23 protein-coding genes are annotated in these 25,836 nt (G+C 61.7%); 10 read left to right on the forward strand and 13 right to left on the reverse strand.

Translation table 11 applies throughout. The annotated features are described in order from the left end of the window. Window positions 1-212: 212 nt before the first annotated feature. The gene (locus ACYVRU_RS03225; protein WP_161128110.1) at window positions 213-863 is read right to left on the reverse strand and encodes an HAD family hydrolase; all 651 of its coding nucleotides are present in this window, start codon (window positions 861-863) and stop codon (window positions 213-215) included. 166 nt (window positions 864-1,029) lie between these two features. Between ACYVRU_RS03225 and ACYVRU_RS03230 the strand changes: the two genes are divergently transcribed. After that, window positions 1,030-1,857: a PmeII family type II restriction endonuclease gene (locus ACYVRU_RS03230; protein WP_161128109.1), complete on the forward strand. Its 828-nt coding sequence runs from the start codon at window positions 1,030-1,032 to the stop codon at window positions 1,855-1,857. 52 nt (window positions 1,858-1,909) lie between these two features. Here the strand turns inward: ACYVRU_RS03230 and ACYVRU_RS03235 are convergent, their stop codons facing one another. Further along, window positions 1,910-3,274: a DNA cytosine methyltransferase gene (locus ACYVRU_RS03235; protein ID WP_279056202.1), complete on the reverse strand. Its 1,365-nt coding sequence runs from the start codon at window positions 3,272-3,274 to the stop codon at window positions 1,910-1,912. Window positions 3,275-3,477: 203 nt separating this feature from the next. On the opposite strand from ACYVRU_RS03235, the gene glsA reads away from it, so the two are divergent. Both glsA and ACYVRU_RS03245 read left to right on the forward strand, forming a co-directional pair. Beyond that, complete coding sequence (gene glsA, locus ACYVRU_RS03240; protein WP_279056200.1) at window positions 3,478-4,446, forward strand: glutaminase A; 969 nt, start codon at window positions 3,478-3,480, stop codon at window positions 4,444-4,446. A gap of 63 nt (window positions 4,447-4,509) precedes the next feature. Then, window positions 4,510-5,262 (forward strand): NAD-dependent protein deacylase, encoded by a 753-nt coding sequence (locus ACYVRU_RS03245; RefSeq protein ID WP_114549437.1) that lies wholly within the window; start codon window positions 4,510-4,512, stop codon window positions 5,260-5,262. A 40-nt stretch (window positions 5,263-5,302) separates the two neighbouring features. Here the strand turns inward: ACYVRU_RS03245 and ACYVRU_RS03250 are convergent, their stop codons facing one another. Continuing rightward, window positions 5,303-6,229 carry a HipA domain-containing protein gene (locus ACYVRU_RS03250; RefSeq protein ID WP_241521400.1) on the reverse strand — a complete coding sequence of 309 codons (927 nt, stop codon included), beginning with the start codon at window positions 6,227-6,229 and terminating at the stop codon, window positions 5,303-5,305. Window positions 6,230-6,406: 177 nt separating this feature from the next. On the opposite strand from ACYVRU_RS03250, the gene ACYVRU_RS03255 reads away from it, so the two are divergent. Continuing rightward, the gene (locus ACYVRU_RS03255; protein WP_114540568.1) at window positions 6,407-7,267 is read left to right on the forward strand and encodes a DegV family protein; all 861 of its coding nucleotides are present in this window, start codon (window positions 6,407-6,409) and stop codon (window positions 7,265-7,267) included. A gap of 99 nt (window positions 7,268-7,366) precedes the next feature. Then, window positions 7,367-7,927 carry an RNA 2',3'-cyclic phosphodiesterase gene (gene thpR / locus ACYVRU_RS03260; protein WP_114540569.1) on the forward strand — a complete coding sequence of 187 codons (561 nt, stop codon included), beginning with the start codon at window positions 7,367-7,369 and terminating at the stop codon, window positions 7,925-7,927. A gap of 102 nt (window positions 7,928-8,029) precedes the next feature. Here the strand turns inward: thpR and ACYVRU_RS03265 are convergent, their stop codons facing one another. The 4 genes from ACYVRU_RS03265 to ACYVRU_RS03280 form a co-directional block, all read right to left on the reverse strand. Then, window positions 8,030-8,785, reverse strand: coding sequence for a MerR family transcriptional regulator (locus ACYVRU_RS03265; RefSeq protein WP_231699535.1), 756 nt, complete (start codon window positions 8,783-8,785; stop codon window positions 8,030-8,032). Window positions 8,786-9,234: 449 nt separating this feature from the next. Beyond that, window positions 9,235-10,395, reverse strand: coding sequence for an NrfD/PsrC family molybdoenzyme membrane anchor subunit (nrfD, locus tag ACYVRU_RS03270; RefSeq protein WP_114549436.1), 1,161 nt, complete (start codon window positions 10,393-10,395; stop codon window positions 9,235-9,237). A 9-nt stretch (window positions 10,396-10,404) separates the two neighbouring features. Next, window positions 10,405-11,022 (reverse strand): 4Fe-4S dicluster domain-containing protein, encoded by a 618-nt coding sequence (locus ACYVRU_RS03275; protein WP_461185711.1) that lies wholly within the window; start codon window positions 11,020-11,022, stop codon window positions 10,405-10,407. Between the two features lie 2 nt (window positions 11,023-11,024). Next, entirely contained in the window at window positions 11,025-13,424 is a 2,400-nt protein-coding gene (locus ACYVRU_RS03280) for a molybdopterin-dependent oxidoreductase (protein WP_114549435.1), read from the reverse strand. A gap of 273 nt (window positions 13,425-13,697) precedes the next feature. On the opposite strand from ACYVRU_RS03280, the gene ACYVRU_RS03285 reads away from it, so the two are divergent. Beyond that, complete coding sequence (locus ACYVRU_RS03285; protein WP_173114840.1) at window positions 13,698-14,294, forward strand: TetR/AcrR family transcriptional regulator; 597 nt, start codon at window positions 13,698-13,700, stop codon at window positions 14,292-14,294. On the opposite strand, the gene ACYVRU_RS03290 is transcribed toward ACYVRU_RS03285, so the two are convergent. After that, the gene (locus ACYVRU_RS03290; RefSeq protein ID WP_461185712.1) at window positions 14,291-15,037 is read right to left on the reverse strand and encodes an SOS response-associated peptidase family protein; all 747 of its coding nucleotides are present in this window, start codon (window positions 15,035-15,037) and stop codon (window positions 14,291-14,293) included. The two genes, ACYVRU_RS03285 and ACYVRU_RS03290, sit on opposite strands and share 4 nt — an antisense overlap. 277 nt (window positions 15,038-15,314) lie before the next feature. On the opposite strand from ACYVRU_RS03290, the gene ACYVRU_RS03295 reads away from it, so the two are divergent. Then, a complete protein-coding gene (locus ACYVRU_RS03295) occupies window positions 15,315-15,680 on the forward strand; it encodes an arsenate reductase family protein (RefSeq protein ID WP_114549432.1) in 366 nt (121 codons plus the stop codon). Window positions 15,681-15,817: 137 nt separating this feature from the next. Here the strand turns inward: ACYVRU_RS03295 and ACYVRU_RS03300 are convergent, their stop codons facing one another. Both ACYVRU_RS03300 and ACYVRU_RS03305 read right to left on the reverse strand, forming a co-directional pair. Beyond that, on the reverse strand, window positions 15,818-16,309 hold the full coding sequence (locus ACYVRU_RS03300) for a hypothetical protein (protein ID WP_114540576.1): 492 nt from the start codon (window positions 16,307-16,309) through the stop codon (window positions 15,818-15,820). Between the two features lie 12 nt (window positions 16,310-16,321). Beyond that, complete coding sequence (locus ACYVRU_RS03305) at window positions 16,322-17,839, reverse strand: molybdopterin-dependent oxidoreductase (RefSeq protein ID WP_114549431.1); 1,518 nt, start codon at window positions 17,837-17,839, stop codon at window positions 16,322-16,324. A gap of 218 nt (window positions 17,840-18,057) precedes the next feature. Between ACYVRU_RS03305 and ACYVRU_RS03310 the strand changes: the two genes are divergently transcribed. Next, the gene (locus ACYVRU_RS03310; RefSeq protein ID WP_114540578.1) at window positions 18,058-19,524 is read left to right on the forward strand and encodes a helix-turn-helix transcriptional regulator; all 1,467 of its coding nucleotides are present in this window, start codon (window positions 18,058-18,060) and stop codon (window positions 19,522-19,524) included. A 60-nt stretch (window positions 19,525-19,584) separates the two neighbouring features. Further along, on the forward strand, window positions 19,585-20,466 hold the full coding sequence (locus ACYVRU_RS03315; RefSeq protein WP_114540579.1) for a Fic family protein: 882 nt from the start codon (window positions 19,585-19,587) through the stop codon (window positions 20,464-20,466). Window positions 20,467-21,064: 598 nt separating this feature from the next. On the opposite strand, the gene ACYVRU_RS03320 is transcribed toward ACYVRU_RS03315, so the two are convergent. Both ACYVRU_RS03320 and ACYVRU_RS03325 read right to left on the reverse strand, forming a co-directional pair. Beyond that, window positions 21,065-21,658 (reverse strand): hypothetical protein, encoded by a 594-nt coding sequence (locus ACYVRU_RS03320; protein ID WP_114549428.1) that lies wholly within the window; start codon window positions 21,656-21,658, stop codon window positions 21,065-21,067. Next, on the reverse strand, window positions 21,658-23,325 hold the full coding sequence (locus tag ACYVRU_RS03325) for an FAD-dependent oxidoreductase (RefSeq protein ID WP_114549427.1): 1,668 nt from the start codon (window positions 23,323-23,325) through the stop codon (window positions 21,658-21,660). Before ACYVRU_RS03325 ends, ACYVRU_RS03320 begins: the two co-directional genes overlap by 1 nt. A gap of 357 nt (window positions 23,326-23,682) precedes the next feature. Here ACYVRU_RS03325 and ACYVRU_RS03330 point away from each other — a divergent pair, with 357 nt between their 5' ends. Next, window positions 23,683-25,236, forward strand: coding sequence for a helix-turn-helix transcriptional regulator (locus ACYVRU_RS03330; RefSeq protein WP_114549426.1), 1,554 nt, complete (start codon window positions 23,683-23,685; stop codon window positions 25,234-25,236). A gap of 80 nt (window positions 25,237-25,316) precedes the next feature. On the opposite strand, the gene ACYVRU_RS03335 is transcribed toward ACYVRU_RS03330, so the two are convergent. Further along, complete coding sequence (locus ACYVRU_RS03335) at window positions 25,317-25,799, reverse strand: YbaK/EbsC family protein (RefSeq protein WP_114538993.1); 483 nt, start codon at window positions 25,797-25,799, stop codon at window positions 25,317-25,319. Window positions 25,800-25,836: the final 37 nt, after the last annotated feature.

The raw sequence follows: 25,836 nt of genomic DNA on the forward strand, positions 1-25,836 counted from the left end.
GCACGTGGCGCCCCGGCAGTCGACGCACCTCCACCGCCGGCGACTACGTCCGAGGCCGCCGCAGCGTGTTTCGCCGCAGCATGTTTCGTCGCAGATGCTTCCGCGCCAACGCGCCGAAAGCACGTTGCGCTTTGTACCAAGAAGTCATAGTACGAGAGAGCGTTCGCGCAACTTGCCGAGAGTGCGATATGGTTGTGCAGCTGTAAGCTGGCCTAGATGCCCAGCCGATCCGCGAGTTCTGTTAGCGAATCGCACATGAACGTGGGACGCTCGGCCGCCAGGACCTCGCATGGGAACATGCCCCAGAGAGCGGCGGCGGTAGCGCAGCCAGCAGCGTTGCCAGCTTGGATGTCGAAGGGACTGTCGCCCACGTAAAGACTGCATTCTGGCGCCACGCCCAAAAGCTCGCAGCCTCGCAGAATGGGGCCGGGAGCTGGCTTATGCTCGGGCCAATCGTCATGGCCGATGAGGAATTGGAAGTGGTCTGCGATACCGCTCATTTCGAGCCCGCGCTGGGCCATGGCATGGCGCTTCGAGGTGACCACGCCCATCGGGATACCCGCCGCCTGAAATCGCTCGAGCGCCGCCTTCGTGTCGCCGAAGGCGCGAATGCGCGCATCGTGGACGCCGTCGTTGTGATCGCGATAGATCTGCGTGATCTCGGTAGCGCGAGCCGCGTCGCCGCCCGTGAAATGCAGCATCTGATCGTAGAGCGGCGTGCCAACTCCTGCCATTAGCTCGTCGTCATCAAGCGAGCAACCCAACACGTCGTTCACGGCATAGCGCATCGAAGTGAGAATGATGTCGTAGGTGTCGATCAGCGTGCCATCCGCATCGAACAGCACACCTTGAATGTCGTTCATGGAAGCCTTTCAGAAAGGTTGGAAAACAGGTTATCGCCATTGTAGAGCAAGCGAACCGCACAACCCTTCAGCAAAGCCAGACTCGCAAACAAGCTCGCTTCTGAAATGGCCCCAAGCATGCAATATAATGGCATTCGCAATCAAACGCCGAGAAAGGCATCTCCCTATGGACACCCCTTCGCACCCATCCATCACCCTCTCTTCGGAGCAGCGCGTCGAGAACGGCGTTATCTACACTGACGACGTAGCCCGGCAGCGCGCCATTGCCTACGACATGCTGCGGGAGTTCTCCGCCAAGAGAGCGGCCTACTATCGCGACAGCTCTAAGATCAACCTCAAGAAACTGCTTGGCAAAGATGTCATCATGTTCGCCGCCCGCGGCGTTGCCACCGCTGAAGAGTTCGTACTCGAGGCATTCCGGGCCTGCGAAAGCTCCAGCGAGGAAACGGTCATGGGCAACCTGTGGCAGGCACTGATTGCGGCAATCTCCTCCGACACCCTCGATACCGGGGACATGATGACGGTACGCGACGGAGCCCTTTACGTATGTGAGCTCAAATCGCAGGTCAACACCACCAATTCGGCGTCGTTCCCCCAGGAGCTCCGCGAATTGAAAGATAAGTGCGAGACGCAGAGGCGATTCAAGCGCGCCAGCAACCAACAAGTGCTGCCAGCGTTCTGCGTGCTGCGCCACAACAAGGCTATCGACGAGATACGCACGTACCAACCCGACGAGCGCGATCAGGCCAATCGGGACATCGCCGGATTTCAGTACCGGTACCTAACGGGTGCGGCTTTTTGGCAATGGCTTACCGGTTTCGACTCCGTCGAGGGTCTTATCGACGACGTTTCCCGCATCGAGATCGGCGACGTCCGCCAAGCGCGTCAAGAATGCATCGACCGGCTGCAGGAAGAGATGCGCCAGGCCCTTGAGGAGAACTCCCTTGGCAACACTATGAACGACGTCCAACTGCTCAAGCAGCGGCTTTGCTAGTTCGAGAGCCGCGTCATATCCCTCCAGAGAACAGGCGCAGCCATGTCGGAAATCATCGTGCGACAGGCGCCTGCCACGTTTCGTCGTTGGTCAATCGATAGCGGGAATGGCGAAAATCGGCGAATCGCTCGTCAGGTTCGTCCCCGTTCATGTCCCCGATAATCGCCCGCCCAATGGCCTCGCCGAGCGCTACCGGCACCGCATTGCCGATTTGCTTGTACATATCCGCAACATTCCCGCAGATACGCCAATCGTCGGGAAAGCCCTGAACGCGCTTGTACTCCTCCACCGAAAGCGGGCGATCTTCCGTAGGATGGCACAGATCCGTCGCCGGCATCGTCGGAGAGGTGACCAGCGTCGGAGACGGACGATCGAATCGTATGCGCCGATAGAATCCCGTCTTGCCACCCGACAGCTCAAAGGCCTTCCCCATGGCATCGCGCTGCACAGCCACGGGCAGATCTTTCCAATACTCCCCCTCTTTGAGCATTCTAAAATACTTGAGGCGCTTCTCGGGGAAATCGGTATGCTGCATGGGACGCGCCTTCAAATCCCCCACGGCCTCGCCGAACGTTTTCCACGGCGGAAGTCCGTGCTGCCCATCGCACTCGTGAGTGGGCGTCAAATAAGGGGCTTTGCTTTCTCCCCGCTTTCCGATAAGCACAACGCGTTCCCGAATCTGAGGCGCACCAAAATTCGCAGCGTTATACAAATTGAAGCTCACGGAATACCCCGCCTCCTCCAATTTGCGAAGAATCACATGCAGCGCGCCCCCTTTGACCGGCTGCCCGTGTCGCTCAACAGCATAGGGAGCCGAAAGAAGCCCGCGTACATTTTCTATTACCAGGTACGTAGGTTTTATTTCTGAAGCCAGTTCAAGGTACTTCAGGAACACATTGCCCCGCGCGTCGTCAAACGCACGTCGCGCGCCAGCCGTGCTAAAAGCCTGACAAGGAGGGCCGCCGAACATGACATCGACCTTCGCATCCGATTCCAAACCGGCCATCCGAAGGATCTCCGTGGCCGAATACTGGTTGATGTCGCCAATCAAGGCGCCTTGCGGTCGCATTGCCTGAATGGTCATCCTGCATTTGCGATCGTTTTCGCAATAGAGAAGCGGCTCAATGCCCGCAGCTTCCATGCCCAGGTCAAGGCCGAGCGCCCCCGAAAAGAAGCTGAGCGCCACTATTCCCGGCTTTTCGCTCATCAAGCACCCATGATCCTCAGGCTCTGGGACGAGATTGTTGTCCCGCATGTAGTCCCGCAGCGCTTCTTCGCGAAGGACCCATTTGTTGCCGACTTTTTGGGCGGGCAGTTTTTCCTCTCGGATGAGCCGCGTCACCGTCTGCTTGGTAACGCCGATTGAATCCGCTGCGTCATCTACCGAAAGAAGACTTTCCTGCTTCTCCGAAACCATCTATATCCACGTTCTTTCTATTTGGAAAATTTTTCAGACCATATTATCACAGAGCGGCTTTAGCGCAGTCGTGGAGGCGACAGCCGGATGAAAGAACTCGCTCTACTCCCACAGTTTGCCAACGACCGCCGTCAGAATGCGGCGGCCCCGTAGGCGGCGGCGTACCATGAGGAAAACTCTCACCAAGGAGCGAGGAGCGCACCATGATCACCCGTCTCACCTTCGACCAGATCATCACCGCGGTACACGACGCCTATGAAGCCTGCAAGGACATCAAGGGCGGCCAGAACGCGCATTATATCCCGTATCTCGCGAACATCAATCCCAGTTTGTTCGGCATCAGTCTGTGCCTGCCGGACGGCCGACTCATCTCCGTGGGCGACACCGACTACCGCTTCGGCATCGAGTCGGTCTCGAAGGTGCACACGGCCATTCTGGCGCTAGAGCAGCACGGGGCTCAGGCGATTCTTGACGACATCGGCGCCGATGCCACGGGGCTGCCGTTCAATTCCATCTTCGCCATCCTGCTGGAAAACGACCGGCCCTCCACGCCGCTCGTGAACGCCGGCGCCATCGCGGCCTGTTCGCTCGTCAAGCCCCACGGCGATGCCGATGGGAAATGGAAGGCCATCTTCGACAACATGACCGCTCTTTTGGGAAGCAAGCCCCAACTCATCGACGAGCTGTACCATTCCGAATCCGCCACGAACTTCGACAACCGCTCCATCACGTGGCTGCTGCAAGAGTACGGCCGCATGTACGATGATCCGGAGATGTCGCTCGACCTGTACACGCGCCAGTGCTCACTGGGCGTGACGGCCGAGCAGCTGGCCATCTCGGCGGCCACCATCGCCGACGACGGCGTGAACCCCCTCACGAAGAAGCGCGTGTTCGGCGCAGCGCTCACTTCCAAGGTAGTCGCGCTTATGAGCGCCGTCGGTTTCTACGAGCACTCGGGCGACTGGCTGTATGCCACGGGACTGCCCGCGAAGACCGGCGTGGGCGGCGCCGTCATCGGCGTCATGCCCGGGCTTTTCGGCGTGTGCGCCTTCGCGCCGCCGCTGGATGACGCGGGCAATTCCGTGAAGGCCCAGGCGGCGCTCAAGCACCTGATGAAGAGCTTGAACCTGAACGTCTTTTCCAACACCCACTTCGATCTCGTCGAGGCCTAGGGTCGGGTACAATTCCTGGAAAGCCCCAAGGCCCCAAGCGATTGGATGTGGAAAGGACGAGCCATGATCTGCGACCAAACCGAGCGCGACATTGAGCAACTGCGCCAGTGGATTGACGAGTGCGCGCCGGGCCGTATGGTGTTCTTCGGGGGTGCCGGCGTGTCCACGGAAAGCGGCATCCCCGACTTCCGCAGTGCCGACGGGCTCTACGCCCAGCGCTACCCCTATCCGCCCGAGACCATGGTATCCCGCAGCTTCTTCGACGCTCGCCCCCGCGAGTTCTTCGACTTCTACTGCGACCGCATGCTGGCCCTGAACGCTGCGCCCAACGCCGCCCATCGCAAGCTGGCCGAGCTGGAACGGGAAGGAACGCTTTCAGCCGTCGTAACCCAGAACATCGACGGGTTGCACCAGAAGGCCGGCAGCCGAAACGTGCTGGAGTTGCATGGCAGCGTGTGGCGCAACTTCTGCATGGACTGCGGCGCGCCCTACACCGTGGAGAAGCTGCTGGCCCTGCGCGAGCAGAGTCCCGACGGCGTACCGCACTGCTCGAAGTGCGGAGCCATCGTGAAGCCGGACGTGGTGCTATACGAGGAGCCGTTGGACGACGGCACCGTGACCGCGGCCGTGCGCGCCATCGCTAGCGCCGACCTGCTGGTGATCGCCGGCACGAGCCTGGCGGTGTACCCGGCCGCGGGCCTCATCGACTACTTCAGTGGCGATCACTTGGCCATCATCAACCGCACCCCCACTCCGCGCGACGCCCACGCCGACCTCTGCATCGCCACCAACGTCGGCGAAGTACTCGGGTACTAGCGATATCCCCCGCTACATCCGCACCGACATGCCACTTTATTTACAGAAGCGGAAGAATACCCTCTTCGAGACGCTTTCTCAGAAGCCGCTTGTGCTCCTCGCGCATCGATTCCGATAGAAGCACGACGCCGTAGGCCTCCTCGGGCACGCTGTCGATGAGTCCGTCGATGGCCTCCATGTCCACGGCTGCCGCAAAGCGCTTGATGGCGGCGGTCAGATCGGGGTTCGACGTCTTCGCCATGTACTCGAAGGGGTGGATCGCGACGCTGCCGCCTTCGCCATCCGGCAGCCGATAGCACGAGACGTTCGTTCCGAAGGCGTCCTCGCGCTCGGCCTCTTCGTCGCCCAGGCGACGCGCCGCCACACTCGGACTGCGCTTGCTGAAGAGAGAACTGCCCATGTCGTAGACCGGCGCCAGCTCGTAGGTCATCGGCGCCGTCATGAGAACGCCCCAATTCCCGTTGTTGCGATCGGGGTTCTTGATGAAGGCGTCCGCCACGAACATGTCCCAAAACCGCTCACGTACGCCCGGCACCCTGCGCAGTAAATCGGACGTTTCGATAGCGGCCAGCACGTCGCCGAGCAGGATGACCTCGCCATCGGACGGAGCGGAACTGAACCCGGCATCGTCATCGGAAAGGGCGTTCTTGATCTCCTTGAACTCGAAGAGCCGCGCGTTCGGGAACGTGAAGTCGCGGCAGGCACAGACGATCTTCCCGGCACGGTATCCCAGCATTGTCTCGTGCACGGGAATGCCCAAAAGCTCGTAGATGTGCGATCCCAGATATTCGGAAACAGGACTTGAGGTGTACGAGGGTAGATGCTTGCCCATCAAATCCCGCGTCGTGCGCGGATACTTGGCAATCCAGGGCTCCCCTTCGATGAGAATGCCCTCTTTCTGTCCCGCGCGCCCTCCATAGAAAAGGCCGCTCGGAGCGCAATCGCGCAGATCAGCGATCTCCACCATGAAACGACCTCCTTCAATTCGCGCAAAACAGTTCAGCCATTGTAGCACGAGCGCAATAACGCCTGCATAGGCTCGCCTCGCTTACAAGAAAAGCCAGAGACGCGTTTAGGACATCCACTGTCCACAATAGCGATACAATGCATTTCAACTTTTCAACCTCCTTTGAAGGAAGTGACCATGCCTAACGTCATCATCAGCGCGGACAGCACGTGCGACCTCTCGCCGGAACAGCGGGAGCACTACCAGGTTCGCAGCTTTCCGTTTCACATCGAATTCCGCGGGCGCGACCACTTGGACAACATCGACATCACGCCCCAGGTGCTCTTCGACGGCTTCTACGAGGACAAGTCGCTGCCCCAAACGGGCGCCTGCTCGCCGGAGGCCTATCGGCAGCACTTCGCCGAGCTGACAGCCGACGGCTCGAAGGTCGTCCACTTCAACCTGGGCAGCGCTCTTTCCTCCGCCTACGAAAACGCAAGCGCAGCGGCGGCCGACATGGAGGGCGTCTACGTCATCGACGGCAAGAGTCTCTCGACCGGCATCGGCCTACAGGTGCTCGCGGCGTGCCGCATGCGCGATGCGGGCATGAGCGCCGCCGACATCGCCCGCGAGGCCTCCGAGCTGCACAACCGATCCCATGCGTCGTTTGTACTGGACACCATGGAGTTCCTTGCCGCCGGCGGCCGTTGCCCCACGCTGGTGGCCTACCTGGGCGGCAAACTCAGCTGTCGGCCGGGCATCCTGGTGGACAACCAGAGCGGCGCCATGAAGGTGGGCAAGCTCTACCGCGGCAAGCAGGAAAAGGTGCTTGAGCGCTACGTAAGCGACACGCTGGCGCGCTACACCGACATCGTGAAGGACGAGATCTTCATCACTCATTCCGGCGTGAGCGACGAGGTTGCCGCCGCCGTGCGGAAGCTGCTGGAAGAGCGCGGGTTCCGTACCATCTACACCACCACGGCCAGCTGCACCATTTCGAGTCACTGCGGACCGGGCACCCTCGGCATCCTGTTCATGACCGAAACGCCGAGCGCTTAGAAAGTACGGGACGAGAGGGGGAGCGAAGCGGAGCAGCTCGCCCATCATCCTGCCACACCGCCACACCAGCGTACCAGCATCGAGAAACGGAGGATCGCCATGCGCGCATTCATCGCCCTGGAACTACCCGCCGACTTCGCGGATGACACGGCGGCTGCAGCGCGCCGACTAAGCGCATCTTTGGAGGGACGTTTTCTCGACCGCAGCACCTACCATCTGACGCTGGCCTTCCTCGGCGACATCGATGATGCCGAAGCAAGTCGGGCCATGGACGCCCTCGATGTGGCTTGCGCTGGCTCGGCTCCTGTTTCGCTTGCGCCCGACGGCCTGGGAAAGTTCGGCCGCCCCGCCGACGCGACGCTCTGGCTGGGCGTGGCGCCCGACCCGGCCCTTCAGGCCCTGGCCGAACGTGTTCGCGAAGAACTCACCGCCCGCGACGTTCCCTTCGACCCGAAGCCTTTCCGCCCTCACATCACCTTGGGGCGCCGGGTGCGCATTCCGAAAAAGCCCCTACCGCCACTGGCCTTCCCGCTGCCGGCGCACGCCCGCACCGTCACACTGTTCAAGAGCACGCTTTCCCGCGACGGCGCCGAATACAAGCCGCTCTACACAGTGGAGCTGGGGGAGCCGGCAGAGATGCCGACGTCAACCCCTAATTAGCTGAAAGGCCCCGGGCGCACATGGCTACCCGGGACCGACGCCATCGTACCTTGCGGCAAGCTCACCAGGGAACCCCAGGCAAACCGCGCATCGCTCAAAGGGTTATTGCTCGGCGCACCAAGCCACAAGTGCGTCGCGCAGGAAGGCCGTCGCGCCTTCGCCTACCGAGCCGTCGTAGTAGGCCGTGAAACGCGGATCGGCCACGTAGCCCTCGGCCAGGGCGGCATGGGCCGCTGGAGAATAGGTCCCCTCGCCCCAGTGCATTTGCAGCCAGCGAGCGTGCATGGCGCACAACTCCCGAGCCGCTTCGCCTGTCGGGTCGCCCGTCGCCTTCGCCTGCACCAGCTGCTCGAGGATGGCCGCCTCCAAGGCCTTGGCGTCGTTCCACTCTGCCTCGGTCATGCCGGCCATGCGCTCGTTGGCCGCGTCCATGGCCGCATCTCCGTGACGTCGGCGTACCTCGGCGCCGTAGTGCTCTTCGTTCTCGGCAATGGCCCGGGCCTTCATGCCTTCGAATCGTTCCTTATCGGTCATAGTGCATCTTCCTTCCAGGGACGCGATGGTCTTCTCCACCGTTCCCATCAGAGTTTCCAATTCTTTTTGCCGTGCGCGCAACGTGGCAAGGTGGTCGGTGAGCACCGCACGGAAGTCGAAACGGTCATCAGCGAAGGCGTCGCGAATGGCGCCGAGAGAGAGCCCACAGGACCGCAGCAGCAGAATCTGCTGCAGCCGCTCCACATCCGCCGCACCGTAACGGCGATAGCCGCTGGCCGTGCGCTCGGGATGCAGCAGCCCCTCGTCCTCGTAATGGTGCAGCGCCCGCACGGTCACGCCGGCCAGCTTCGCCAGCGAACCCACGGTATACGAGGTCCCTTCCGCTTGCGTCCTTCGCTTCTTTTGCACACGTGGCATTTTGGCCGCTCCCACCTCCGCCTCCCTTTCGTCTTCCTTCGCTTCCAGCGCTTCCGTTTCCAGCGCCTTCGCTTTCGGCGCCTTCGCTCCCAGCGTTTTTGCTCCCAGCGCCTTCGCTTCCGCTTCTTCGCGAGATCGCTCATCTCGCCTTGCCAAGACCAGCATAAACCCTCACGTTCCGTAAGGGTCAAGGGCTTTCAGAAGATTTTGTAGCCGCAAATCAACGGTTTTTACGGAACAACCGTGATTTTGAGGCTAAAAAAGACCCATCTTCTCGCAAACGGGCAAAAAGATAGCCCCGAATCGACGGTTCTTCCGTAAAAACCGTCGATTCGGGGCTTAAAATTTCCCAGCGCTCCTCTTGCGCCACAGCTCAACGCTACTTCGGCGCAGCGCTACTTCTTCAGCAGCTTCTGACAGAGCACGGTGAAGGCGCAGATGCCCAAAGCGAAGATACCCACGGTGAGCACGATCTCGGGAACCGTCGGCGCGTAGGTGCCCATCAGCGTCCACATGTCGGCAGCGCCGCCCGCTTGCGCGGCCGTGGTGCCCAAGGTGATGCCGTTGCCGCCCACGATGTTGGGCACGGCGAAGCCGGTGAACATGAGCCAGCAGCGCTTGCAGAACACGCCGGCCACCACCAGCGCGGAAGCCACACCGACCACCTTCATGTTGCGGCGGTTCTTCGCGAACACCAGCAGGCAGAAGGGAATGATCAAGCCGCAGATCACCTCGAACCAGAAGAACGGGGCCGTGCCGCCGAACAGCAGGGTGTTGATCACGGCCATGCCGCCCTCGGTGCCGTTGTAGGCCGTCGTCAGGATCTCGCAGCCGATGAAGTAGGCATCCACGGCGATGCAGGTGCACAAGAGCCCGGCCAAGCTCGTGAGGAGCTCGTCGGTCGTCTCGAACACGCCACGAGCACGCAGGCCGAGCAGGGCCAGCACCAGAAGCGCCAGGCCGGAATCGAGTGCGGAGGCCACGAAGATCGGCGCCAAGATGGCGGTGTGCCACGCCTCGCGGGCCACTTCCAAGCCGAAGATCCACGCCGTCACGGAGTGCACGAGGATGGCCACCGGCAGAGCGAAGCGCGACACCACGGCCACCTTCGCCGGATCGGCCTTGCGCGAGCACATGAAATACAGGTACACCAGATTGATGACCAGGTAGCAGGTGATGACGATCATGTCCCAGGCCAGAGGCGACAGGAAGTTCAGCCCCGTGAACATGCGCCAGATGCGCTGGATGCCGCCGAGGTCCACCAGCACGCAGATGCCGGCGCAGCAGATGCACACGAGCGACAGGATGACAGCGGGCAGCGCCACGGCCTTGTACTTCTTAATGCCGAAGATAGAGGCCGACGAGGCCACGATGAGGCCGCCGGCCGACAGGCCCACGAAGAACATGAAGCAGGTAAGGTACAGCCCCCAGCTGGTGGAGTTGTTCATGCCCGTGATGCCGAGGCCGAACAGAAGCTGGTACACGTACACGCCGATACCCACAAGGGCGATGGCGCCCGAACCCACCACGAGCGGGTTTTTCATCACAGAAGTCATAGCACCCTCCTAGCGAACGTAAAAGACCTGCGGGCGCGTGCCCTTATCTTCCAACAACACCTCAGCGCCCTGATCACGGCGCAAGCGCGACACGGCGGAATCCGGGTCGTCCAGGTCGCCGAAGATGCGGGCATCGGCCGGGCAGCAGCGCACGCACATAGGCTCGTCGCCCTCGTCGGTACGCTCCTTGCACAAGGTACACTTCTCCATCACGCCGCGGGCGCGCTCGGGCACGCGGGCATCTCCGTAGGAGGCACCGGTGGCGCGCACCGGATCGTTCCAGTTGAACGTGCGGGCGTTATAGGGGCAGGCGGCCATGCACATACGGCAGCCGATGCACTTGTCGTAGTCGATTTCCACGCGGCCCTTGTCGTCTTTACAAGTGGCGCCCGTGGGGCACACACGCTCGCACGCCGGGTTCTCGCAATGCTGGCACGCCAGCGGCAGATAGGTGCGCGAAAGGTTCGGATACGTGCCCTCGGCGCTATCGAAGCGCTCGCACCCCTCGGTGAGCACGCGGTTCCACAGCATGCCATCGGGCACGTTGTTCTGCATCTTGCAGGCCAGCGCGCAGGTGTTGCAGCCGATGCAGCGATGCAAATCAATGCCAATAGCGAGCTTCGTCATGGCTATTCACCAACCTTCTTGATCTCGATGAGCGTGTCGTTGTAGGGGATCATGGGACCGAACGGCAGGGCATAGCCGCGCGGATTCAACGTGTCGTTGGAAACGCTCTGCATGATGGTGCCGTCCAGGTACTGGCGGTAGGTGCTCTCCACCATAAAGGCACTCTCCGGCCGCACGGCCTCGTTCACGCGCAACACCGTGCGGAAAGAGCCGCGGTCGTTGAAGACCTCTACCGCATCGCCGTCTTCCAAGCCGCGGGCGGCAGCATCCGCGGGATTCAGCTCGATGCAGGGCTCGGCCACTTCCTGAATCCACTTCGCACCAGAGTAGGCCGAGTGCACGCGGAAGCGAGAGCGCGCCTGGTTGAACTGCAGCGGGTACTTCTCGCGCAGCGGGTTCTCCGGATAGGCCTCGCAAGGCGCCTCCCAAGCGGGGAAGGCCTGGCCGAACTCCAGCAGCGCCTCGTAATAGGGCTCCTGGCGACCCGAAGCCGTGCCGTAGGTGAAGCCCACCTCCGGGGCGATGAGATCCTCCGAGCCGATGAGGCGCAGCGCGCCGCCGGCTTCCTGCAGTTTCTCCAAGGTGAAGCCAGCCATCTGCGGATCATCGGTGGTCAGAAGCGCCCGGGCGTACTCCTCGCCATCGGCCGGGAACAGGTCGCCCAGCCCCATGGCCTCGGCGATGCCCTTCTCGATGTAGAAGTCCGACTTGCTTTCGAACAGCGGATCGAGCACCTTCAAATTGGCCAAGATGTGGGCATTGGCACACTTGATGCCGCCCACGGAATCGGCGCATTCGAACTTGCTGCACACGGGCAGCACCAAATCGACGAAGTCGGTCACCGAGCTGTGGTAGATGTCGGCCAGGCACACAAAATCCAGCGAGTCGAGCCACTCCAGCGTCTTGTTCCAGTTCGCGGCCTTCTGGGTGGGGATATCGCCGAAGAACATCGCGCCGTGGATAGCGTCGCCCTTCACCACGTCGTAGAAGCCCTGGGGGCTCGGCGCCGGCGCCATGCCCTCGGGCAGCGGCCATGCGCCAAGCGCCGCCTCGTAGGGAGTCACGTGGTAGCCGTAGATGCCGCAACCAGTGCCGCGCTTGCCGTAGTTGCCCGTCAGCGAAGCGATGAGCGCGTAGCAGTGACCGGCCACGTCGTTGTTGCCGAACTTGTCGATGCCGCCCACGCCGTTGTCTATGATGGAGGGGCCGGCCGCATACTGCTCGGCCACATCGGCCACCATCTCGGCGGGGATATCGCAGGTCTCAGCGGTCCATTCCAGGGTATAGGGCTCCATGTCCTTGCGAAGGCGCGTGAACTGGGTCACGTAGCGCTTGCCGTTTACGGTGAACTCGCCTTCCAGCGCCGGGACCGCGCCCTCGGCGGTATGGGGCACTGCCGCGTTCGTCGCTTCGTCCCACATATAAAAGGTCTTCAGCTCCACCGGCTCGCCGGTTTCCGGATCGGTGCCCGTCACCACGTCGGCCAAACAGGCGCCTGTTTCGGCGTCGATCAAAAACGGCAGCGCGGTGTGGGCCAGCACATGCTCGCGATCGAACAACTCCTCGTCCAGGATGTACTTCGTCATGCCAAGGAAGAACGCCGGGTCGGTGCCGGCACGCAGGTTCACCCACTGATCGGCCTTGCCCGCCGTGGGGCTGAAGCGCGGGTCGAGGCAGATGAACTTCGTGCCCGCTTCCTGGGCGTCAAGCATGCCGCGCGACCAGGTGAGACTCGTTTCCACCAGATTGGTGTTGGCTAAAATGACCACGTTGGCCTCGGGCCACTCCCACATAGTATTCTGCGCGAACATGCCGATCCAGGGCGAGAACGCCATAATCTGGCCATTGCCCTGACCCATGTCGTAACCGTTCAAGCCACCGGCCTGAGCGCCGAGCACGCTGGCCAAAAGTGGTGGGAAGCGCTGGGAGGCCTCCGTGGAGAACTGGATCCACAGCGCCTCCTTGCCATACTTGTCCTGAATGGCCTTGAAGTTCTCGGCAATCATTTGGAAGGCCTCGTCCCAGCTGATGGCCTCGAACTCGCCGCTCCCGCGCTCGCCCACACGCTTCATGGGACGCTGGATGCGGGCGTCGCCGTAAATGTTCTGCACTTCGGAGATGCCCTTCAGGCACACGTTCTGGAAGCGCTTGTCCTCGTTCTCGCGCGGCTGGATCATTGCCAAACGTCCGTCGCGCACCGTGCACTGCAGCATGCAGTTGCACAGGCAGTGCTCGTTGTGGTACGTAAAGCCCAGCGTTTCACTGGCCGCGGGCTCGGCCTGAGCCGCGCTGGCAGCGATGCCCGTCAGGCTCGCCCCCGCAAAGCCAGCCGCTCCCGTGGCCGCAGCGGCCTTCAGAAAGCCGCGACGGCTGAGCATGGCGCCCCTCGGTTTCTGCTCCATACTATCCTCCTGCTCTCTCGTGCGCAATCGGCGTCCTCGGCCGGCGCCGCATAGTCGCCTGCCTGCAGCCGATGCCCTCGATTCCGTTCCGACCCCTCGTCGGAATCGGTTTCTGGGTGCAGTCTACGAAGCGTCAACAGGAAAAGCACTGCCCACTCCCCCGACCCCGTGGCTTAAGCCCCACTTTCCGGAAAGTGGGCATTAACGTAGGCCTCCGAGCAAGCGCAAAACCGCTAAGATGCTAACCAGCCAATGAAACGACGAGGAGGGACGATGGCGGACAAGAAGAGCGATCTGCGCGTCGTGCGCACGCGCAATGCCCTGCGCGCGGCCTTCGAGGAGCTTATCGCCGAGACGACCCTCGACAAGATCACCGTGAAAGCCCTCACCGACCGGGCCGGCATCAACCGCAAAACCTTCTACTTGCACTACGAGACCATCGAGGCCTTCTACGACGAAATTATGAACGGCATCATGGACGAGTTCTTCGAGTACTACGAGAAAACGCCGGACGACCCTTGGGATATGGACGGTCACGCCCGACGTTTCTTTCGCTATCTGGCCGCCCAGCCTCCCATGATTGAGCAGCTGGTGTGCTCGCCGAGCTTCTACGATTTCGGAGAGCGCATCTATGCCACCCAAATGAACCGTTACCGGGCCTTTGCCGACGAGCTGTTCTGGCGCGAGGGGATCACGTCCGAGAGCGAAGAACTGATATGCGCGCTTATTCGCAACATGGCCCTGGAATGCTACCGCCAATGGGTGCGCGCGGGAAAGGTCGTTCCCATGGAAGAGGCGGCCCAGATTCTCGGCTCCATGACGTTGCACAGCGTCGAGCACCTCATGAGCCCCCGGCCCGAGAGCGATTAGAACAGCGACATTTGGTCGGAGTCGGAGGGACGACGGGTGGGAGCGGGTTCTTCCTGGGCTTCCAGAGGCACGGGCGCGTGACGAGCGAGCAGGTCGCGGGCGGTGGTGGAACGATCCAGCCACGCCAAGGCTTCCGGCGCCGTCAGCGAGAGGGGCATGCGGCTGTGAACGCGCCCCACCACGGCGTCGGGCTCGCAGGTGACCAGCACGAAGCGGTCGCCCAAACGCAGTCCCGCCAGCAGAAGCGCCGTACCGCCCGCACTCGCGAACCGATACTGGGGCTTGCGACCGCCTGTTCCGCCATCGACATTCCGCGTCTCGTAAAAGGCGCGCACGGGCACAATGCAGCGGCCGTTCTCGACCGCCTCACTCCACAGGCCCGATCCCGACAGCGCCGATTCGATGCGCGCGTTGAACACGAGCCCGCGCTTCCAGGAAACATCGACGCCCCACAAAAGGTCGACCCTCGTCAGATCGCCACCGCGATCACCGACGAAGGAGGCTCCCTCGCCGTCGGAAACCCAATCGCCTTCGATCCGCTCGCCATCCATCACAATAACCGAGCTTTCCGCGCCGGGATAGCAATCAAGCGCGTCGAAGGGCACGTCCATCGGCTTCCCGAACGCTGGGGGCACCGCCATCGCCGCCCCCGTGCCGCTCGCCAGCGGCCGCCGCACGGCCCGCAGCCAATCGAGCACCGCATCGGCCTCTTCCCCGCTCACCATCTCAAACCGATGACACACAACGGCCCCCTTCGGATTCGCGCCCGCACGCTTTCTCGCCCCAAACTCGCAGCTGAATAAGACCTATCCGGAAGACACTGTTTTGCAATATGCGCGAGCTTGATCTGCAAAACCCGCACTGTAGCGAAATCTATTGAATATAGACAGGTCGTAGGAATATACCAAGTATAGTAAATATAGCAAATCTATTTTTCGGACGAAGTATAGCAAATATAATTCTCAAGCGAAGTAGAGCGAACGCAACCCATCGGGCTGCGCGTGAGAAAGCGAGGGCGTCATGGCCGCCGATGTTCTGTTCTTGGAATACCCGAAGTGCTCCACCTGCCAGAAGGCTAAGAAGTGGCTGGACGCACACGGCGTGACCTACGCCGACCGGCACATCGTGGAAGACAATCCCACCGCCGATGAGCTGCGCACGTGGCACGAGCGCAGCGGGCTTCCTCTCAAGCGCTTCTTCAACACGAGCGGCATGCTCTACCGCGAGATGGAGCTGTCGAAGAAGCTGCCCGACATGCCCGAAGACGAGCAATACGCCCTGCTCGCCACCAACGGCATGCTCGTAAAGCGCCCCTTGCTCATCACCGCCGCCACCGTCATCCCCGGCTTCAAGGAAACCGCTTGGGAAGAGGCGCTGGGGGCTTAGTGCAGCGGCGAAACTGCGGGCTAAACCGCAGGCATCTCAGATAAGCAAAGCCGACAGCTAAATCGGCCCGACCTTCCCGCCAACGCGGGCCGACCGGGCCGATTCATGAAATAGCAAGTAGAGGGGAGGCTTGCTATTTACCGAGATTGGGCAAGTGCTACCAGAGCCTCAAGGCTCACCCCCGAGACTTCAGCTTGCGCTACCGCCCCGCCACCCGGAGCATTGGAAGCGCAGGAGCACCCGATGATCTTGGCCGAGTCCCCCTCCTCGAGCATCTGCTCGGGAACCGTCCACGAAAGCCCGTCGATGCCGCTCACTCTCAGATCGCTTGCCACGCTGCGAACCGCGTAGTCGGGCAAAGACGCACAAAGTGTCGCAGCGGCCTTGGAGAAGATGCCGCTAATGTACTCGTTCGAACTTAGCGAATCCTGCGTATAGACGAACGTACCGACAACTTTGGAAACAGCATCATGGCTCTCCGTCGCAACAGCTTCCTGCGAGACATCTTGGATCGCGACCGCGTCACAAGTCCCATTCGACTCAATGGCCATGGCTGGCGCAACTATGGCACTACTCGCAAGCATTGCGCAACCAACAACTGCCGTGGCCTTTTTCACAGTCTTGCTCATGATCTCCCCTTCCTACTCTTCCACAACCACATACACCGACGCGGCAGTCTGGGTATCGAAGCCGCCCGCATCGCCAGGCTTCACCGACAACATGTACACGCCGGGCTCCGTAGGCGTCCACTTTGCCGTGAAATACACCCATTGGTCTCCATCGAAATCGGCAGGAACTTCGATATCAGTCCAGCTGTAGCCGTAGTCGGCGCTGAAGCGCACTGCCGAGGTGTGGTGCTCGTCGCACTGCGCCGCCCACACATAGCCTTCCAACGTTACCGTATCGCCTAACTTGTAGGTCTGGCCGTCCTTGCTCGGAGTCCAGAAGGCACTGTCCAGCGGATCGCAAATCTGGTTGTAGATATCGGATCCCTCGGGCGGGAAACCTGTGTACCAATCGTTCCAGCCCGTCTTGTCGGGACGCTCCTCCCCAATGAAGTCAATTTGCGTGAGATACTTCGTCCATGAATAGGCGGGCCATCCGGGAACCACGTAACGCAACGGTGCGCCCTCTTCCGGGGAAAGAGGCTCTCCATTCTGGGCCCAGGCGAGCATGGCCCCCTCGGCAAGATCCTCTTCAATCTGGCTGTACAACCCGTTCATGAAGCCGTCGGCCGTCGAGCGCTGCACCGTGACCATGCCGTCCTTCAAGCCACCGCACGCCTCAATCACATCTTCGAGCAGAACACCCGTGTACTCGATATTACCTACCTGGGTGCAATCGAATCCATTGCCGGCGCAGATGGCGCAAGTTCCCTTGGTCACCTCTCCAAGCGCCTTCAATTCATCAAGCGTGAAAGTGCGAGGGCTGTTCACGCCACCGCCTACTTTCAACTCGTAGGAAGCAACATCGATATTTTCGACCTGCCCGTTGACGCTGCAAAACAAGTCCTCGAGAGAAGATGTGCGCTGGTCTAGCTCAACTTTGTCAAGCTGCCAATCATTGACCACGTTGATGCCCGCGATGGTGTCTCCTCCCGACACATTTCCGCGCAGGGCAATCCATTCCTGCCATTCGGGACTACCGACGTTCTCAGGGAAACCACCCAGCTCACCGGTGTAGATGTACTCGTCGAAGAGAACCAACTCCCCATCATTGGTGGTCGCGTGACACGTGAAGCAGTTGCCCGTGAATGCCTGGTTATTGTAATGGGCCTGATGAATCGCTTCCCCAATCATGGGGCCGCCACCGATAGCTTGCGGCCGATGGCACGTCATGCAGTCGGTGACCTTCGTCCCCTGCCCATAGGTTGCCAGATCTTTGTAGGGCAGATGCTGCCGATACCCTGAAACGAACGAGTACAAATCGTCGCCGTGGCAAGACCCGCAACCGCGATTCCCAGCATTGATAAAGTTTGTCGTATAGTCGGCCTCGGGGAAAAAACCCGGGTCACGCTCTGTCGATCCCGATTGAGCCAAGGTGGTTGGCTCAGGCTCGACAGCTTCCACCTCGCGCGTTTGCGGCTGGCAAGCTGCCAGGCAGAAGACAGCCAACGACAGCATCAGAACGATTATTCCGACGATGCGTTTTCTTTTCATTAGTTCTCCTCCTTCTCATAGAAGTTGTTCATAGACACAGCCTCCTGCGGAACCACCTCCTTACTATTTCGCTGCACTATCAACCCTAACCTCGGCTAACGCATTCGTCTTGAGCAAAACAGACGGGTCTTTTCACGCATCTACGCAACCATTACGTAGGCGAAGAAAAAAAACAACCCGTATACTCGGAATCGTTCAACTGAAGCAGAGGGGGAGCCATGGCGGAACAACCGGAAGACAAGGAAGCCAGAATAACACTGCCTATTAGCGCATCGTCTGCGCTGCTCGCCATGGGCTTTGGCCTTTGGTGGGCTTGGACGGATTCGTTTTACTTGGCATCGCCGGGAGCAAGCCCTTCAGCCACCTCCATGATTCCTTCCGAGAGATGCTTCATCTCTCTAGGCTGCGGCCTGGCTCTCATCGCCCTCCTGCTGAAACAAAGACGCCAAAAGGAGAGAGCGCCCAGGGGAATCGTCTGGGCATCTGCGCTGTGCATGAGCGTGCTGCCTTTCATAGCGCGCGTCATCCCCCTTTATACAGAGGAATCATCATGGCGAGTTCTTCTGCTACTCGTTGCCGGATTCGCATCCGCGCCGCTCTTCCTCGAGTGGCTGTCGAAAATCGCCGGCAACTCGGACGAACCATCACTTATTGTTCCTCTCGCCCTCGTTGTCGATGTTGCGGTCAACGGCTTGGCATACTTGCTCGGCGCCACCCTACCTTCTGCGAAATACGCTGTACTTCAACTTGTCTTACCCCTTGTCTCAGCTGTCGTCTTTGCAAAAACGAAGCCAATTTCCTCTGGCAACAAACCCTATGCCCAAACCATTGCGAAAGAGCATGCCCCCCACGGCGCAACTCCTTGGATCTTGCTCGCAGGATCGCTTCTATTCGCGTTTGATTTCGCCTTGCTCCTTGAGTGTATCTCGTCGATCCCGGAAAGCGCGTCTGCTCTTCAGTCCCTGCGCCTCTTAGGACCTCTAGCCTCGGCCGCACTCTTTATCACTATAGAAAACATCCTGCACAAAAGAGGCAGTCTGAGCTGGGGACTCAAATTCATCGTGACGCCCTCACTTGCCATGGGCTTCCTCGCCCTCCCCGTCATTGGTTTCCAGGTGCCCGCCATCTCATGCACGATCACGTGGATTGGCATCGATTACTTTGTCTTGACGTTCTTCACGCTTCTCTGTCAGATCATTCGGCGAGTCCAAATACCTGCTCGCCCGCTTCTCGCCCAGGGTATAGCCAGCAATTGCATTGGTCTTGCACTGGGAGCGTTCGCAGGGAAAGCCATCTGCATGATGGCCAACCCATCGCCGCTCTTGTTCTCGATAATCGCCCTCATCGTTGTCACTTCCATTATCTGGATCGCCTTCTGGATGATCGATGACCGAAAAGTCGATACTCTTTGGGGCCTCGACAAAAAACCAGCACAGCTTGTTCACGACGAACGTATTTGCCAATGCTGCGACGCCATTACCGCAACCTATGGACTCACCCCACGCGAGCACGAGATCATCGTCATGCTTGCCCATAACCGTACCGTGAGCGATATCGCTGGCGATCTGATCATCTCCGTCCGAACCGTAAACACGCACATGAACAATATCTACAGAAAGCTCGATATCCACTCGCGCAACGAGCTATCCGATCTGCTGAGATCCACGCAAGGCGACGTGCGGTAGCGGAGAGAGAACAGCGGCCCATGCTACAATAGCCCGAAGCCATCAGCAGGAAGGAGGCCCGTGGGCACGGGATCGGAATACGAGCGCTACGAAGAGCCCTACTCCCACGAGGTGCGCGACCGACGCGTGCGCGGAGCCCGGGGCCTGCAGGCCGTCGACGGGCTCACCACCAGCGCCGCCTTCGACGAGGCGGCCGAGCGCTACGTGGCCGGCGACATCAGCGCCCGCGAGCTGAGCGACATCGTAGACGACTACTACGACCAGAAGGTCGAGCGCGGCGTCAACCGCTACTCCCAGGAGGCCGACCTCGTGAGCGCCCGCATCTGCGACGCTCTGGACTCCAACGGGTTCACCTTCTCCCCCGCCACCCTGCGCGCCATCCACGGTCGCCTCTTCCGCGGCCTTATGGAAGAGCCCTTCTACGAGCAGCACTACCGCGACTACAACATCTCGAAGCGCGAGTTCGTCCTCGCACGGGAGTCGGTGGCCTACGGGGACTACGCCTCCCTCGAGGACGATTTGGAAACCGCCTTCTCGGAGTTCAGCCCCGCGCCCGCGCAGGACGGCGACTACACCGCCTACATCGCCTCGGTGGCCGACTTCATCGCGCGCGTCTGGCAGATTCACCCCTTCGCCGAAGGGAACACGCGCACCGTCGCCGTGTTCCTCCAGCAGCTGCTGCACTTCCATGGGTTTCCCCAAGACTGCAGCGAGGCCTTCGACCGATCGTCGCTGCAGTTCCGCAACGCGCTCGTGCGGGCCAACTACCGCAACATCCCGCTCGGCGTCGAACCCGATCCGACGTTCTTAAACGAGTTCATAGGCTGCCTCATCGCGGGTCGCCCCTTCCCCTACCGCAACCGCGACATGGCCGCCGCCGAGCTGTTCCGCTCCAAGGGCCTCATCCCTCCGCAAGAGGAAAGCCCCCGACGACTCGGGTAAAAAACAAATGCAGTCCCACGCCTCGGCGCAGGGGAACGTCGGATCCAGGTCGCGCCCGAAGCATCAGAAGTCGTCGACGCCGATGGGCAAATAAGAGCCACCAACTGCTCTTGCCAGAGCCTCGGAACGACATTCTGGCCAAAAATCGCCTGCAAGCTGCGTCAGCGCCTAGCATCTCCGCGACGAGCAACCAATCGCAATCCTCTGATCAGGGGAAATACAGAACAGGCGCAACCAACTTTCGCGAAAGGCAATGCGGTGGCCAAAAAAGGAGCCCGCAATGCCAGTTGATGACCCTTTTTTGGCCAGGATTCTCGCGCAACCCTTAACCTCATGAAAGCGTGGGCGGGCTGGGTGACGCTGGGGGCTCGGGGCTTCGGAGAAGGCGGCTGCATCGGCGCCGCTGAAGCCGGTGATGTCGAAGCGGGCGAGGAGGTCATGCCGACCAAAAAAGCCGCCCGGGGAGGCGGGCGGCTCGTAAAGGGAGCGGGCGCAGGGAGGGAAGCGCCCGCGCGGAATTGGTCGGAGGTCGGCGAACTAAGGCTCCGCAGGCCCTCGTAGATCGAGGAGTCTTTGGAACCTCGCGGCCTTCTAACGGCTAGGAAGCGGTCGACTGCTCGAGACCTTCCGGTTCTTCGCAGTCTTCCAGCTGCTGACATACGGCCAACGCTGCGGCGTAGGCGGCCTGGTAGGCCTCCACTTCGGCGGACAGCGCGGCGAGCGATTCCGCTGGCAGCAGAGCCGCGCGGGCTTCTTCGACCGTGTCGAAGGGACTCGCCTCCAACGCTCGGGCCAGGGCCTGCTCGGCGTTCTGGGCCGGCCCCACGCGCAGACCTCGCTGGGTGCCTGCGGCCATGAGCGCCAGACGCGCCTCCCCTGCTGCCTGCTCTCCCTCGGCTTCGGCCGCGCTCACGCGGGCCTCCGCCTCGGTCACCAACGCGTCGGCCCGGACAAGCTCGGCCGCCCGATAGGCCGCCGCCTTCGCCAGGCCGTCCACCGTGGCGGCAGAGCGGGCGCGCGCCAAGGCCGCGCCTTTCTCTTCCATCGCCGGCAGCTGGGCGTACAGATGCTCCAAGCGCCCGAACGCCTGCTCAACCTCTGCGCCTTCCACGACCTCCACGCCTTCCGGCCCACAGCCGGAGGTGGCCACCGCAGCAGCGGCCACCTCGGACTTCAGCGTCTTCGCAGACACTAGATCTCCTGGTACACGCCGGCCAGCTGCTCGCCGAGGCACTTGCCCTGCACGAGGCAGCGCCCGTGGCTGTTGCCCTGGATGTTGATCGGGTAGTCCACGGCGTAGATGTCGCCGGCGCAGTTGCCGATGGCGTACAAACCGGGGATGGGCTCGTCGTTCTCGTTCAGCACCTCGAAGTTATCGGAGATGTGGATGCCGCCCACGACGGAGAGCAGGCCGGGCGCCACCATGCAGGCAGTGAAGGGGCCCTGCTCGATGGGGAACAGGAAGTGGTCCTCCTTGAAGAAGTCGGTATCCTCGCCGGCCTTGCACAGCTTGTTGTAGCGCTCGACGGTGGCCTTCAGCTCGGCGGGATCCACCTCGATCAGCTCGGCCAGCTCCTCCAGGGTGTCGGCGCGCTTGTAGTAGTCCGGCACCTCGGTCAGGCCGTTCTCCACGGTCTTGGTGTGGCCGTCCACGGCCGCCTGGTAGTCGGAGCCGTAGGGGCGGAAGGTGTCCCAGAACATGCCGCCGCCGTGCTCAAGCGAGCCCAGAAGGTCGTTCTGCCAGTTGGCATCGAAGATGGACCAGGCATGGTCGGCGCCGCCGTTGTACATGACGCCCAGGCACTTGCCCTGAACCCAGGTGGCCTCGTTCATGAAGCGCTTGCCGTCGGGGTTCACGAACAGGAAGGGGCCGTGGAAGGTGGCGGCGGCCTGCGGGTGCATCATGGTCGGCCAGGGGCCCTCCTGGAAGGCGCCGCCGGCCCAGGCGGCCATGTTGTGGCCGTCGCCCACGTTGCCCTGGTCGGAGCACAGACGGGTGAACACGCGGTTGGCCACCGGGGCGAACTCGTTGATGTACTCGTCGCTGTAGCTGATGTCGCCGGTGGCAAGCACCACGCCCTTGGAAGCGTTGTACTGCACGTACTCGCCGGACTTGTTCTGGCAGATGGCGCCGGTCACCTTCCCGGACTCGTCCTGCACCAGCTGCACGGCGGGCATCTCGTAGACGAACTCGGCGCCGGCCTTCAGGGCCTCGGCCTCGAACATGTACTCAACGAAGTCGGCCATGGTGTGCTCTTCGAAGATGGGGCCGCCGCTCATGAAGTGGTAGCAGGCGATCTCGGGGTGCACCGTGGAGTTGGAGCCCACGGTGACCATGCACTTCGCGCCGTTGGCCTCGGCCATGTCGAGGAACCAGTTCATGCAGCGCTCGGACTCGCGGAACCACTTGCCCACGAGCGACTCGCGGCAGCGGTTGCCGCACGTGGAGACCCAGCGCTCCATCTCCAGGGATTTGTCGAACTTCAGCCCCAAATCGTCCAGGGCGCGCGAGGCGATGGCGCCGGTGCCGCCCACGCCATGGCCGTTGAGCACGGCATCCTTCTCCACGAGGATGGTCTTGGCGCCGTTCTGGGCCGCGGAAAGCGCGCAGCAGGTGCCGGAGTAGCCGCCGCCGATGACGAGCACCTCGGTGTCGACGGTCTGGGAGATCTGGTCGGCCGCGATAGGCTCGGGCTTCACTTCCCAGGTGTGCTTGGCGGCCTCGCCGGTTTCGGCCAGCGCCGCGTCGGCCTTGGTGGCCTCGGTCTGCGGTGCGCATCCGGCCAGGCCGAGCGCGGCCACGCCGGCGGCGCTAAAGGCAGCGCCCTTGAGCAAGTTGCGACGAGAAATTCCAGTCATGTTTTCCCTCCATAGTCTCGGTGACTGAACGGTTCCGAAGCTTTCGCGGCAGCTACCTGGGCCCTTCACCCAAGCTGTCCACACGAAGCCGGAACCGACGCCCCGGCCCTCTCATTGGCGGAACGCAAGAAGCACTATGCCCTCTTCCGCCCTTTCGCGTAAGCCACCAAATTGGGTAAATTCGCAGCAGCGGGAACCCGAAACGTGGCGCAGCATCACGCTTTTGAGGGGGACATATTTTGGGTTGTTTTTGAAAAATCCCAGTTCATAGCCAAGTATCATCGCAAACTTGTTGGGTGCGCCGCCTCCGGCCACCGGCTGCGGCTGCTAAAATGCACCAGGGAGGAAGGATGCCACATGCAACGCGCCAAAAGGCTTTTGGAAGGTCTGCGAATACACCACCTCGGCTTCGGCTTTTTCTGGACCGTCACCTTTATCGTGCTCGCAGGGTTCCAAGGCGCAGGCGCCGTCGCCGATTATTGGCAGATCTACATTCTCACCGAACAGACGCTCATGCCCCTGGCCGTAGGAGCCCTGGGCGCCCTGTGCGCCTTCCGCCGTTGCGAGCTTCCCCATTGGACGGCCTCGGCGGCGAGCTTCATGCTCAGCGGAGCCGCGCTTCTCTACTTTCTCGCGTTTCATTTCGGCCAAAGCGACGGCGCCATCGCGACGGTCGCGGGCGTGCTCATGGGCGGCTCCTGCGCTCTGTTCTTCCTGCTTTGGGAGATGTTCTACGTAACCGAAGGCCAGCAGCGCGCCCTCATCTGCATTCCCCTTTCGGCCGCCATGTCGGTGGCCTTGTATTTGCTCATTCGCCTTTTACCGCCCGTTGCCGTAGCCCTGGCTGCCGTTTGCGTGCTCCCCTTCTTAGCACTTCTCTGCCTTCAGAAGAGCCTCGCCGAAATTGAGGCCGACGCCACGGCGCCCCTCACGCGCCCCGCCCTGAGACGCGCCGTGGGCGACCTATGGCGCCCCGCGCTTTGCGTCAGCATCCTCGGTTTTTCGTGGAAGCTCATCGCCGGCATCGAGCCGGCCCAAAGCTCCGGCGGCGCCGCGGTGCTCGTCGGATTCGCGACGGCGGCCCTTTTGGTGGTGGCCCTCGAGCTGTTTCTTTCGAAGGGCTTCGACATCCTGCATATCTGTCAGGTACTTTTTCCCGCGCTCACCGTCGTATTCCTGCTACCGTCGTTGTTCGGCCAGCAGTACACAACGCTGCTCGTGGCGTTTCTCATGTTCGGCTTCGAGGTGGTGAACCTGCTGCTCATCATCACCTGCGCGGTGTATACCATCCGAAACGGACTGCCCTCCTCACCGCTGTACGCCCTGTGCATCGGGCCAGTCCTGCTTTCCATGGCCGTGGGCAGCGGGCTGGCCGAGCTTCTGGGGCCGGCGCTTTCCGATGACCTCGCCCATTGGACGAACGTCATCCTGCTTTGCGTGGTGCTGCTGTCGGTCGCACTCATTCTGGTCACGCGCGGAAAGGGCCAGGCGCTGGCCTCCATGACTGACGCGGAGCTGCTGAACCGCGGCACAACGTTACGGCGGGGACGGCGCGATAGTCGCCGGGATGGCCGCCAAGGTGCTAAGCCAGCCAACGGCAGCGCGCGTCAACGGGGAGACGCACTGCACTCCCCGGATGCGACAGCAGCAGACGCCACACGAGTTCCCAGTGACGGCCCCTCCGAGCAACAGCGCCGCATTCGCAGCTACCTTGAGGAGCACGGCCTTTCTCCGCGCGAGATTGAGGTGGCCGAGCTGCTCATGAAGGGCCATACGGTATCGGCCATCGCCGGCAAGCTGTTCATCTCGGAAAACACCACTCGCGGCCATGCCAAAAGCATCTACAAGAAACTCGCCATCCACTCCCGCCAAGAGCTAGTCGACCTAGACGACCAGCTCACCCGGGCGTAACGTTCACTGAATGCCCTGGCCGCTATCGAACCCATGCCGCGGTGTCGCGAGGTGCTTGGATGTCGAACGGCATCGGAATTCTACGCCACAGCTTCCTCCGGCAACTTGCAGACGTCGACCCAGGTGCTGCCCGGTGTGCAGGCGGCCAGCTCGTCGGGAGCGAGGGCGATGGCGCTGTTGGAGCTGCCGCAGGCCGGGTACACCACGTCAAAGCGGCGCAGTGATTCATCGAGGTACACGTCGCAGTCCTCGTTCACCGCGAAGGGGCACACGCCGCCCACCGCGTGGCCGACGCGCTCCTCGGCCTCTTCAGCAGGAAGCATGCGAGGCTTGGTTCCAAACTGGGCCTTGAACTTCGGGTTCGCAATGCGGGCATCTCCCGCGCACACCACGAGCGCCACTCGGTCGCCCACGGCAAACGACAGCGTCTTGGCAATGCGCGCCGGCTCGCAGCCCACGGCCTGAGCCGCCAGCTCCACGGTTGCGCTGGATGTGGGGAATTCCATAACATCCCCCTCGCGCCCGAATTCCGCAAAATACGCCTTCACCTTATCGATCGCCATCTCGCGTACCGCCTTTCGCCACCATCTTCGACGTTGT

It is taken from the genome of Adlercreutzia sp. CNCM I-6216 (assembly GCF_977113345.1).